Genomic DNA, 11,682 nt, shown 5'->3' on the forward strand with positions numbered 1-11,682 from the left:
CGCCCCTTTGCCGCACCGCCCCTTATCTTCCTGGCGATAACGGTTACAATGGTTGCCATTTACGCCACTGGATGCCGATTTCATGTCTGAATTGAAGAATGACCGTTTTCTGCGTGCGCTGTTGCGCCAGCCTGTTGATGTCACTCCGGTATGGATGATGCGCCAAGCCGGCCGCTATCTGCCTGAATATCGCGCCTCCCGCGCTCGTGCCGGTGACTTCATGGGGTTGTGCATGAACCCGGAGATGGCCTGCGAGGTGACCCTGCAGCCGCTGGAGCGCTATCCGCTGGATGCGGCCATCCTGTTTTCCGACATTCTCACCATTCCCGACGCCATGGGCCTGGGTCTGCACTTCGAGACTGGCGAAGGCCCGCGCTTTCGCAAGCGCATCGACTCCCTGGCCGATATCGAAGCCCTGCCGATCCCTGATCCGCGCCAGGACCTGGGCTATGTCATGGACGCGGTCAGCACCATCCGCCGTGAACTCAATGGCCGGGTACCGCTGATCGGTTTCTCCGGCAGCCCCTGGACCCTGGCCACCTATATGGTCGAGGGTGGTTCTTCCAAGGATTTCCGCAAGATCAAGGCGATGATGTACGACCAGCCGGAAGCGGTGCACCTGCTGCTGGACAAGCTGGCGCAGTCGGTCACCAGCTACCTCAATGAGCAGATCAGGTCCGGCGCCCAGGCGGTGCAGATCTTCGATACCTGGGGTGGCAACCTGTCCGCCGATGCCTACCAGAAGTTCTCCCTGGCCTACATGCGCAAGATCGTTGCCGGGCTGATCCGTGAGAACGAGGGACGTCGCGTGCCGGTCATCGTATTCACCAAGAACGGCGGCCTATGGCTGGAGAGCATTGCCGAGTGCGGCGCCGATGGCGTCGGCCTGGACTGGACCATGGACATTGGCGTGGCCCGCTCGCGGGTCGGCTCCAAGGTGGCGCTGCAGGGCAATATGGACCCCACCGTGCTGTACGCCAACCCGCAGGCGATCCGTGACGAAGTGGCACGCATCCTCGCCAGCTACGGCAAGGGCACCGGGCATGTATTCAACCTCGGCCACGGCATCACCCCCGAGGTGGACCCGGCCCACGCCGGGGTATTCATCGAGGCGGTGCACGAACTGTCGGCGATCTATCATGATCCGAATGCGGTCGTGGCCCAGGGCTGACGACTGACCTGTCATACGGGAGAATAACAATGAAGCTCGAAACCCTGGCGGTACACGCCGGCTACAGTCCCGACCCGACTACCAAGGCGGTGGCGGTGCCGATCTACCAGACCACCTCCTATGCCTTCGACAGCACCCAGCACGGCGCTGACCTGTTCGATCTCAAGGTGCCCGGCAACATCTACACGCGCATCACCAACCCGACCAACGATGTGCTGGAGCAGCGGGTTGCCGCACTGGAAGGGGGCGTGGGCGCGCTGGCGGTGGCCTCCGGCATGGCGGCGATCACCTATGCGATCCAGACCATCGCCGGGGTGGGCGACAATATCGTATCCACCGCCAAATTGTACGGCGGCACCTACAACCTGTTCGCCCACACCTTCCCGCGCCAGGGCATCGAAGTGCGCTTCGCGCCGCATGATGATATCGCCGCCATGGAAGCGCTGATCGACGAAAACACCAAGGCGGTGTTCTGCGAGTCGATCGGTAACCCGGCGGGCAATATCGTCGATCTGCAGGCACTGGCCGATGCCGCGCATCGCCATGGCGTGCCACTGATCGTCGACAACACGGTGGCGACACCGGTGCTGTGCCGGCCCTTCGAGCATGGTGCGGATATCGTGGTACACGCGCTGACCAAGTACATCGGCGGCCATGGCAACAGCCTGGGCGGCATGGTGGTGGATTCCGGCAAGTTTCCCTGGGCAGAGCACAAGGATCGCTTCCCGCTGCTTAACACCCCCGACCCGTCCTACCACGGCGTGGTCTACACCGAAGCGTTCGGCCCGGCGGCCTTTATCGGTCGCTGCCGGGTGGTGCCGCTGCGCAACATGGGTGCCGCGCTGTCGCCGTTCAACACCTTCCTCATCCTGCAGGGATTGGAAACTCTGAGCCTGCGCATGGAGCGGCACTGCGAGAATGCGCAGAAGGTCGCCGAGTATCTGCAGCAGCATCCGCAGGTGGCCTGGGTCAAGTACGCCGGGCTCAAGGATAACCCCGAGCACCAGCTGGCCCAGCGCTACATGGGCGGCAAGCCGCCGGCGGCTATCCTGTCCTTCGGTATCAAGGGCGGCCAGGAGGCTGGGGCGCGTTTCATCGATGCACTGCAACTGGTGCTGCGGCTGGTGAATATCGGTGACGCCAAGTCACTGGCCTGCCATCCTGCCTCCACCACCCATCGTCAGCTGGATGACGAGGAACTGGAAAAGGCCGGGGTACCGCGGGACCTGATCAGGTTGTCGATCGGTATCGAGCATATCGACGATATCCTTGCCGACATCGAGCAGGCGCTGGAAGCGTCGAAGTAAGCGTCATTGCGAGGAGCAAGGGGGGAAGCCATCCGCCGACGTGGCAATCCACGGTGCCGGTTAACCCGGATGACCGGTTGCACAGCCTGACCCCCTCTCCCCTTGTGGGAGAGGGCTGGGGAGAGGGGAAAAGGGGCGGTGGCTGCTCACTCTCACACCGGGAATAGCGGCCAGATCAGCGGTATCACCAGGGTGGCTGCAGCCCACATCAGCAGGTTCAGCGGCATACCTATCCTCACGAAATCCATGAAGCGATAGCCGCCGGCGCTGTAGACGAAGGTGTTGGTCTGGTAGCCGATCGGCGTGGCGAAGCTGGCGCTGGCGGCGAACATCACCGCCACCACGAACGGACGCGGATCGGCGCCCAGTTGTGTGGCCACGCCGATGGCGATCGGTGTCAGCAGCACTCCGACTGCATTGTTACTGACGATCTCGGTGAGAATCGAGGTCAGCAGATAGATGAACGACAGCATGAACAGCGGACCGAGCAGCGGTGACAAGGTCATCACCTGGCCAACGATGCTGTCCACCAGCCCGACCTTGTTCATGGCGATGCTGATCGCCAGCATGCCGAAGATCAGCGCCAGGATTTTCCAGTCGATGGACTTGTAGGCGTCATCGACCTCCAGGCAGCCGGTGGCGACCACTACGGCAGCGGCGATGATCGCCAGGCCTTCGATCGGCATCACACCCAGTGCAGCCAGAACCATTACGCCGAGTACGGCGGCGATGGCAATCGGCGCCTTGTTGCGACGGTAGGCACGCTCCTGCACGGTATTCAGGCTGATCAGGTCACCATTGTCGGCGAATTTGCGGATCTGCGCCGGTGAACCCTCGACCAGCATCACATCGCCGAACTGCAACTCAAAATCGTCCAGGTTGTCCTGGATATGCTCGTCCTGGCGGTGCACGGCCAGCACGTGGATGCCGTAGCGCGCGGTCAGGTTGAGATCGCGCATCGGCCGGTTGATATAGCGCGAGCTGCGCGCCACCACGGCTTCAGCGAGCACCACATCGCGGGTGGAGATGGTCTCGAAACTCTGGTCGCGGTTGAACTCCAGCACGCCGGTATGGCGCAACTCGACGAAGTCGCGCATGCCGGCATGCAGTATCAGGCGGTCGCCGGCGCGCAGAGTGGTAGTGTTCAGCGGCGTGGACAGTTCGTCGTCGCCACGGAAGATCTTCAGCACCTGGATACCGCTGTCGCCGTTGAGTTGGGCCTCGGCGATGGTGCGGTCGATCACCGGGGAGCTTTGCGGCACCAGCAGTTCGGTCATGAAGGTACGACTGCGCTGCGGGCGCAGACGCTCGGACAGGCTGTCGCGATCGGGCAGCAGACGGTTGCCGAACAACATGATGAAGCCCAGGCCCAGGGCGGAAAAGATCGCCCCGGCCAGGGTGATCTCGAACATGCCGAACGGCGCCATGCCCTGCTGGCGGGCCACGCCGTCGACCAGGATATTGGTCGAGGTGCCGATCATGGTCATGGTGCCGCCGAGGATGGTCGCGTAGGACAGCGGGATCAGCATCTTCGACGCCTTGCTGCCAACCTTGGCGGCGAGGGTCACCGCCACCGGCGTCAGGATTGCCACCACCGGCGTGTTGTTGATGAAGGTCGACAGCAGCATGGCGGTGACCAGCAGGGCGAACAGCATGCGCGTCGGGCTGGTGCCGCCGATGCGCGCCAGCACACTGCCGAGCTTGTCGACACAGCCGGTGCGTTCGAGCGCCGCCGACAGGACGAACAGGCAGGCAATGGTGATCGGCGCGCTGTTGGATAGCACGCCGAGCACCTCTGCCGGCGTCAGCAGCGTGCTGGCCAGTAGCAGGGCCACGGCAATGCCGACCACCACATCGGGGCTGAGCTTTTCACGGACAAATGCGTACATCACCCAGCACAGCAGGGCGGCCACGCCCAGCATGGCGAGGGTATCCCAGTTCATCGGCAACCTGAATCTCGTATGAGGTATCGGTTCCGCAACTGGAACCAGACAGGGGCCTACCCTAGCTGGCTGCGCTTAGTCTGTCCAAGACCTGGAAATGATCTTGTTATTCTTCTTGGGTATAAGAAGGCCCCGCCCGGGTTGTCGGGCTCCTGCTCGACGACAGCACTGCTGAATCAGGACGAACAGCTGATCTCCAGCCGCCGCCCCCAATCCGGCGGCGGCGCGGCGTAGGCTTCCCGGCCTGGCTGGCGAGTGAACGGCTGGCGCAGCAATTGATGCAGGTGCCGCACCTCGGCGAAGTCATTCTGTTCGGCGGCCTCGATAGCCTGTTGGGCCAGGTAGTTGCGCAGCACATACACCGGGTTGCAGGCCAGCCGACCGGCCAGGGCGCTGGTATCCAGCGCCTGTCGCGCCTGATGCTGACGCAGCCAGCCATCGAAGGCCGCACGATCGATGAACTGGTCGCGGGCTGCCGGATCATCCTCGGCCAGCAGCCGCAGGGTGATGTGGTAATCACTGGCGCTGTCCTGCATCTGCTGCAGTAATTGTTGCAACAGCTGCTCATCCTCCGGTTGTGCACTGGCCCAGCCCAGTCGAGTGCGCATCAGGTGCAGGTATTGCGCCTGGTAGAGCGGTATCAGCGTCGCCAGTTCGGCTTTCAACTGGTCCACTTCGACAAAGGGCGTCAACGCCTGGGCCAGGCAGGCCAGGTTCCAGTGGGCAATGGCCGGTTGGCGATGGAAGGCGTAGCGCCCGGCGTGGTCGGAGTGGTTGCAGATATGCCCGGCATCGTAGTCATCGAGGAAGGCATAGGGACCGAAGTCGAAGGTGATGCCGAGGATCGACATGTTGTCGGTATTCATCACGCCATGACAGAAGCCATAGGCCTGCCAGCGGGCGATCATGTGCATGGTGCGGCGGGCCACCTCGCGGAACATCGCCAGTACCGGCTCGGCATCCTGCTGGCAGTGCGGGTAGCAGGTCTGCAGGGTGAAGTCGATCAACTGGCGCAGGGCGTCATGCTGGCGGGTGTAGTAGAAGTACTCGAAGTGCCCGAAGCGGATATGCGAGCGTGCCAGCCGCAGCAGCATGGCACCACGCTCCTGGCGTTCGCGGTAGACCGGATCATCGCCCACCGTGACGCACAGTGCGCGGCTGCTGGGGATGCCCAGCGCCGGTAGCGCCTCGGAAGCGAGGAATTCGCGGATCGATGAGCGCAATACCGCCCGGCCATCGCCCATCCGCGAATAAGGTGTGCTGCCGGCCCCCTTGAGGTGCAGGTCCCAATACTCGCCCCGGCTGTTGACCACCTCGCCCAGCAGCAGGCCGCGTCCGTCGCCCAACTGCGGGTTGTACACACCGAACTGATGGCCGGAATAGACCATCGCCCGCGGCTCGGCCGCGCTCCAGATCTGCCGGCCGGAAAACAGCTCGGTGAATATCTCGGTCTGGGCCTCGGCCGGGTCCAGGTCCAGCAGGGCCATGGCATCCTCGCTGCTCACCACCAGCCGCGGATTACTCAATGGCTCGGGTACCACCCGGGTTGAGAAGGTGTCACCGAGGCGGGCGAAACGATTGTCGAATTGCAGGTCAGCCAGGGAGGTCATGGGGGCGCCGTTGACAGTGATTGGAAGGTTCATGCTGCCTGCCTTATGCCCGCGTATCAAGCAATGTAATGGCTTGTCGTTTTCGTTGACTGGCCGGTCAGCGGCGCATTAGTGTCAAACGACTGTATGAATAAATCCAGCCGGAATCATCCTGCTGCCTCTGGAGACCCCAATGCCCGACTACAAAGCCCCGCTGCGCGATATGCGTTTCGTCATGGATGAAGTGTTCGATTTTGCCGCCGGTTACCAGACCCACGGTCTGACCGATGCGAGCCCTGACCTGGTGGATGCGATCCTGGAGGAAAGCGCCAAGTTCGCAGGGGAAGTACTCGCACCGCTGAACCGTACCGGTGACGAGGAAGGTTGCCACTTCGACGATGGCGTGGTGACCACGCCCAAGGGCTTCAAGGAAGCCTATCAGCAGTACGTGGACAACGGCTGGGCGGCGATGAGCGGTTCGGTCGAGTTCGGCGGCCAGGGCCTGCCGGCTTCGCTGGGGCTGGTGGTCAACGAAATGATCGCCTCGGCCAACTATGCCTGGAGCATGTACCCGGGGCTGACCCATGGTTGCGCTGCGGCGATCCGCGCCCACGGCAGCCAGGAGCAGAAGGAGCTGTACCTGAACAAGCTGGTGCCCGGCCACTGGACCGGCACCATGTGCCTGACCGAGCCGCATTGCGGTACCGACCTGGGGCTGATCAAGACCCGCGCGGTGCCCCAGGCCGATGGTACCTATTCGGTCACCGGCACCAAGATCTTCATTTCCTCCGGTGAGCACGACATGGCCGAGAACATCGTGCACCTGGTGCTGGCCAAGCTGCCTGACGCGCCGGCCGGCACCAAGGGTATCTCGCTGTTTATCGTGCCCAAGTTCCTGCCTGACGCCAATGGCGAGAAGGGCGAGCGCAACGCGGTCAAGTGTGGTTCGATCGAGCACAAGATGGGCATCAAGGCCTCGGCTACCTGCGTGATGAACTTCGATGGCGCCACTGGCTTCCTGATCGGCGAGGTCAACAAGGGTCTGGCCTGCATGTTCACCATGATGAACAGCGCCCGCCTGGGCACCGGTATGCAGGGGCTGTGTCATGGCGAGGCGTCCTACCAGAACGCGCTGGCCTATGCCAAGGATCGCCTGCAGATGCGTTCGCTGTCTGGCGCCGCGGAGCCGGACAAGGCGGCGGACCCGATCATAGTGCACCCGGATGTGCGCCGCATGCTGCTGACCATGAAGGCCTTCAACGAGGGCAACCGGGCACTGGCCTATTACACCGCGCAGTTGCTGGATAACGCGCACTATTCCAAGGATGAGGCGGTTCGCGCCAATGCCGAGGATCAACTGGCATTCCTGACGCCGATCTGCAAGGCATTCATGACCGAGACCGGTCTGGAGGCAACCCTGCTGGGCATGCAGGTGTTCGGCGGCCATGGTTACATCCGCGAATGGGGTCAGGAGCAGCAGGTGCGTGACTGCCGGATCGCGCCTATTTATGAAGGTACCAACGGCATCCAGGCGCTGGACCTGCTCGGCCGCAAGGTGCTGATGAGCCAGGGCAAACTGCTCGGGGCCTTCTCCCGTGAGGTACAGCAATTCTGTGAGGCCAATACGGGCAACGGTCAGTTGGCCGACTACTTCGGCAAGTTGGCAGCACTGAACACCCAGTGGGGCGAGTTGACCAAGCAGGTCATGGTCAAGTCTATGCAGAACCGCGAGGAAGTCGGGGCAGCATCGATGGACTTCCTGATGTTCTCCGGTTACGTCATCCATGCCTTCTTCTGGCTGAAGATGGCGGTGGTGGCGCAGCAGAAACTGGAGGCTGGCGCAGTTGATGCCGGCTTCTACCAGGCCAAGCTGGCGACCCAGGAGTTCTTCTTCAAGCGCCTGCTGCCGCGTGCCCAGGCACATGTGGAAGCGCTTGAGGCGGGGGCTGATACGCTGATGCAGCTGGGTGCCGATCAGTTCTGAGTGTTCTGCGGAAAATGCAGCAGCCCCGGATAATGGGGCTGCTGGCAGGTTGTGCCTCGGGCCGGTGCAGGCACCCTACGGCCAGAAGAGCGCGGCTCGCAGGGGCCGTGGTGTTCAGAAGCTTTTGCGCACAGACAGCTGCAGGCGGGTGTTATCGCCGTCACGTCCATCGACGAAGTCCCGGGTCGCATGCATGAGCTCTCCTCCGATCATGATGCTGTGCAGCGGATACCACCGGTAGTTCATGCGATAGGTGTTGACCTTCTCTGTGCCGAAGGCCGCGAAGTCGTCTTCATTATTGAAGTGGCCGATTGAGAAGGTAGACGCGGTTGTTGGTGTCCAACGCTGTTCGAGTGCGACCGAGGCGCCCCAACTGGTAATGGTCTCCACGCTGCCATCGGCATTCAGGCGCATGTCGTTCGCCCAGCCGTTGTTGATGTAGCGGCCAATACCGTCGCCGTAAACTGCGTTGGCCTTGAGGCTAGTGTTGGGGTTCAGTGCCCACATGCCGGCTACGTTGAAACCCCAGCCTGTTTTGCTGTCATCATAGTCCACCCCATTGACGGTACCGTCCACGCTCAGCTCGCGCAACACAGCGGCGACATGGTAGCTGCCCGCTGCGCCGCCCGGACCACCACGCCAGGCTGCGGTAAGGTCCGGCAATCGATCGCGACCGATACCACCCAGGCTCTCTCCGTGGTTCGTGGCGCCCAGAACAGGCTGGGTTTCCGGATTCTCCAGTGCGAGTGCGAACTGCCCGAGGTTCATCCTGACCTGTGCCTGGCGAACGAAGACGCGCCCTGCAGGACTGGAAACATCCAGTAGCGTCGGCAGGCCTACGTAGTCCTGAAAGTTACTCCAGTCCTGACCCGCCATGAAGCGGCCGTAGCGCACATAACCGTTGCGCAGGCGCAGGTTGTGGGAGTTGCCCATGACTTCGTTGCCTTGGCTACCCATGAAGTCGACTTCCAGATAGGTCTGCAGCGGAGTATCGGTGCCTACATCGGTGCTGGTGGCCATGCTCATCCGGCTCTGACGCGCCTGCAGGAAGGTATGGGATTGGTCATCCACTGCACTGTCCGGTGTGTTGCTGGCGTTGAAGTGCTCGCCGTTCTTGAAGCGCAGGTCGTACATCAGGTCGGCCTGGAGATAGCCGCCAAACTTGACTGTGGTGCTTGGGGCGACCTGAATGACGCCATTTTCTGCGGAGAGAATATGCCGGGCAGGACGGCTTGGCGGTTGAGCCTCGGCAGTTACGGTGGCTGTAGCCGGGGTGTGTTGCTGAGCCTTGAGCTGATTTTCAAGTGCTTCGATACGCTGCAGCAATTCCGCGAGGCGCTCGGAGGAAATGGCGGCATCAGAGGCGAACGTGGTGGTCGAGAACAGGCTGGCGGCCAGAACGGCACTGGCAAGCGAAGTTACTCTGATTTTCATGGGTTTGTCCTTGGGTTATGGGCAGAAGGGCCAATCGGTTGAAAGAGTGTCGATCGGTCAGGGTTGACGGTTCAGTTCCTCCCAGGTGTCGCGAATGAACCGGGCAATCGCTTCGTTCTGGCCAAGCAGCGAGAAGCGGGCATTGAGGGCATAGTCAGGCAGGGTGATCATTTCGGTGGTGATGTACTGCAGCCGGGAGTCCGCGTTGTCCCGGTGGAATCGCAACATCTTGCGTACCACTTCACGGGTCGGTTCCAGCAGGTAGGCGTGCCATGGTGAGTGCCATTCTCCTTCGGCGGGCCGGGTGAAGGGGTAGAGAATCCCGCGTCCCGGATCCCCCTCCGCCATGGGCATGCTGTTGTACAGGGATAACGCGGCGGCGGCCTGGCCAGGCTCATGTCGTGCCCAGATGTTGCGCGGGCCGTTGGGGGCGACGCTACGTACCTGGAACCAGCGCACCAGGTTCTGCTCCAGCCATTCGTCAACCAGGTTGCCGGATTCGAATGGATCGATGGTCAGTCGGTTTGCCTCGACATCCTGCTGGATGCCAGAGATGCTCAATTCCTCGGGGTTACCGATCTTGAAGATGACATGGCTGTAATCCAGCGTCAGATTGAACGGCACCCCCCGACGCCTGACAGCCTCGGCGACCGGCGTTATCCGGCGGGGATCCTCTGACCACATGTTCACGTGCAGTTCGAAGCAGGGTTCAACCCCGTAGGTCATCCCTTGGTCGTAAGCCCACAGGTAGGCGTCCACTACCTCCTGATCGCTCAGCATGTGACCGTCGGCATGCTGGGCATAAACCATCATGTTGTGCAGGCTGGCGCCAATCTCAGAGCTTATTCTCAGATTGCTTGCCAATTGATGGTCGCTATTCCCCAACTGGTATAGCCAACTGGTGGTGTGCACCGGGAGGTTGTATTTGTCCATGCATGCCAGGAACTGTTGCTGCTGGCCTTCCAGCGGAAGGCGGTCGAAGAAGTCGAATTCGCCGCTACTTCCTACCAGACGAAATTGCTCCTCGATGGGTGGTTCTTCTAGGGATACCGGTTTGTCGATTCCGGAATCCTGAACGCCGCGGCCATTACAGCCAATCAGCAGGGGTGAATGGTGTTTCATCTGATCACCTTTTTCAGCACGCAGGGGAGCTCAGCCAAGTGTTTTTCAGGCACCTGGTGTGCTCGGGTTCAGTGGGGGCGGCCTTGCGGCCGCGGTATCGGGCGGCGCTTTCCGTTGCGGTCATCTGCTCAACGATGCGGCGCATCTTCAGTGTTGATGCGTCGATGGCCAGCCGGACCTTGCGGAAATCGGGGTGTCGGTCTTCGTTCGCCTGGATGGCTTCCAACACCTGCTTGTCTTCATTGAAGGCAATCCTGAGTCCGGCCAGGAGACGAGCATCCGTGTCCGCATCCGCAGGGATGTTCTTGACCAGCAACCAGTGCTGTATACAGGTCTGCTCGTCCACGGGGGTAATGAAGTGGCAGGCCCACATCTGGATGCAGTCGGAGCGGTCGCCTAGCTCCGCACCAGTGCCGGCCGGCGCTGAACCGAAGTCGATCACCGCGATACAGGGGGCGTAATAATGGTAGTAATGCCAGCGGTCTACATTGCCCTCGTAGTCCTTCAGTCCTGCGAATATGGGGATCAGTGGCGAATTCATGATCCAGCGCCAGGTTGTTACCCGATTGCCGCTGACTTCATGGTGGACCGGCACATCGCCGTGCCCGGGCGCTGACAGGGTTGTGGTGTGGACGAAGGCCACGTGGGAGGGATCGCACAGATTGTCTGCCAGGTTGAGGTAGTTGGCTCGCAGGGGCAGACCGTCTCCTTCCAGTACGCTGTAGTTCGGATCATGGTATTGGGACAGATCGTAGACGCTGGAGGGGTCCGCCTTGTCTTCCTCGCCCATCCAGATCCAGACCATCCCCATGTTCTCGACGATGGGGTAAGCCTTGACTCGAATGCTCGCTGGAATACGGTCCTGTCCCGGAATATGTACGCACTTGCCGGTGCAGTCGAACTGCAGGCCGTGGTAGCCACACTGGATGGCATCACCTTGCAAGGTGCCAATGGAAAGAGGTGCCATGCGGTGCGGACACATATCTTCAAGGGCCACGACCTGCCCCTTGCTGTCGCGGTAGGCAACAATGTCTTCTTCAATGACTCGGTGCTTGCTGATCTGGTTATCCAGATCGCGCGACCATGTCAGGGGGTACCAGGTGTTGCGAACGTAATCAGCCATCATGTTCTC

Annotated in this window: 8 protein-coding genes; 3 read left to right on the top strand and 5 right to left on the bottom strand. The window is 61.6% G+C overall.

The features are described 5' to 3' along the window. Positions 1-82: 82 nt before the first annotated feature. Positions 83-1,171, top strand: a complete 1,089-nt coding sequence (gene hemE / locus H6X51_RS06430) for a uroporphyrinogen decarboxylase (RefSeq protein WP_185266700.1) — start codon at positions 83-85, stop codon at positions 1,169-1,171. Positions 1,172-1,200: 29 nt separating this feature from the next. Continuing rightward, on the top strand, positions 1,201-2,478 hold the full coding sequence (locus tag H6X51_RS06435; protein ID WP_185266701.1) for a bifunctional O-acetylhomoserine aminocarboxypropyltransferase/cysteine synthase: 1,278 nt from the start codon (positions 1,201-1,203) through the stop codon (positions 2,476-2,478). Positions 2,479-2,630: 152 nt separating this feature from the next. On the opposite strand, the gene H6X51_RS06440 is transcribed toward H6X51_RS06435, so the two are convergent. Both H6X51_RS06440 and selO read right to left on the bottom strand, forming a co-directional pair. Beyond that, on the bottom strand, positions 2,631-4,421 hold the full coding sequence (locus H6X51_RS06440; protein ID WP_185266702.1) for an SLC13 family permease: 1,791 nt from the start codon (positions 4,419-4,421) through the stop codon (positions 2,631-2,633). Positions 4,422-4,597: 176 nt separating this feature from the next. After that, on the bottom strand, positions 4,598-6,031 hold the full coding sequence (gene selO / locus H6X51_RS06445; protein ID WP_185266798.1) for a protein adenylyltransferase SelO: 1,434 nt from the start codon (positions 6,029-6,031) through the stop codon (positions 4,598-4,600). 172 nt (positions 6,032-6,203) lie between these two features. On the opposite strand from selO, the gene H6X51_RS06450 reads away from it, so the two are divergent. Next, positions 6,204-7,994 (top strand): acyl-CoA dehydrogenase C-terminal domain-containing protein, encoded by a 1,791-nt coding sequence (locus H6X51_RS06450; protein WP_185266703.1) that lies wholly within the window; start codon positions 6,204-6,206, stop codon positions 7,992-7,994. A 114-nt stretch (positions 7,995-8,108) separates the two neighbouring features. On the opposite strand, the gene H6X51_RS06455 is transcribed toward H6X51_RS06450, so the two are convergent. From H6X51_RS06455 to H6X51_RS06465, 3 genes are read right to left on the bottom strand one after another with little or no spacing between them, the layout of a single operon-like run. After that, complete coding sequence (locus H6X51_RS06455; protein WP_185266704.1) at positions 8,109-9,428, bottom strand: DcaP family trimeric outer membrane transporter; 1,320 nt, start codon at positions 9,426-9,428, stop codon at positions 8,109-8,111. Between the two features lie 57 nt (positions 9,429-9,485). Next, positions 9,486-10,550, bottom strand: a complete 1,065-nt coding sequence (locus H6X51_RS06460; RefSeq protein ID WP_185266705.1) for a xylose isomerase — start codon at positions 10,548-10,550, stop codon at positions 9,486-9,488. A 13-nt stretch (positions 10,551-10,563) separates the two neighbouring features. Further along, positions 10,564-11,673, bottom strand: coding sequence for an aromatic ring-hydroxylating dioxygenase subunit alpha (locus tag H6X51_RS06465; RefSeq protein ID WP_185266706.1), 1,110 nt, complete (start codon positions 11,671-11,673; stop codon positions 10,564-10,566). Between the last annotated feature and the right edge of the window lie 9 nt (positions 11,674-11,682).

Source organism: Halopseudomonas xiamenensis, assembly GCF_014219065.1.
Taxonomy (GTDB): domain Bacteria; phylum Pseudomonadota; class Gammaproteobacteria; order Pseudomonadales; family Pseudomonadaceae; genus Halopseudomonas; species Halopseudomonas xiamenensis.

What these genes read in the sequence shown, in the direction of transcription:
- hemE (WP_185266700.1), top strand. Translation starts at nt 83, where the DNA reads ATGTCTGAATTGAAGAATGACCGTTTTCTGCGTGCGCTGTTGCGCCAG.
- H6X51_RS06435 (WP_185266701.1), top strand. Translation starts at nt 1,201, where the DNA reads ATGAAGCTCGAAACCCTGGCGGTACACGCCGGCTACAGTCCCGACCCG.
- H6X51_RS06440 (WP_185266702.1), bottom strand. Translation starts at nt 4,421, where the DNA reads ATGAACTGGGATACCCTCGCCATGCTGGGCGTGGCCGCCCTGCTGTGC.
- selO (WP_185266798.1), bottom strand. Translation starts at nt 6,031, where the DNA reads ATGACCTCCCTGGCTGACCTGCAATTCGACAATCGTTTCGCCCGCCTC.
- H6X51_RS06450 (WP_185266703.1), top strand. Translation starts at nt 6,204, where the DNA reads ATGCCCGACTACAAAGCCCCGCTGCGCGATATGCGTTTCGTCATGGAT.
- H6X51_RS06455 (WP_185266704.1), bottom strand. Translation starts at nt 9,428, where the DNA reads ATGAAAATCAGAGTAACTTCGCTTGCCAGTGCCGTTCTGGCCGCCAGC.
- H6X51_RS06460 (WP_185266705.1), bottom strand. Translation starts at nt 10,550, where the DNA reads ATGAAACACCATTCACCCCTGCTGATTGGCTGTAATGGCCGCGGCGTT.
- H6X51_RS06465 (WP_185266706.1), bottom strand. Translation starts at nt 11,673, where the DNA reads ATGGCTGATTACGTTCGCAACACCTGGTACCCCCTGACATGGTCGCGC.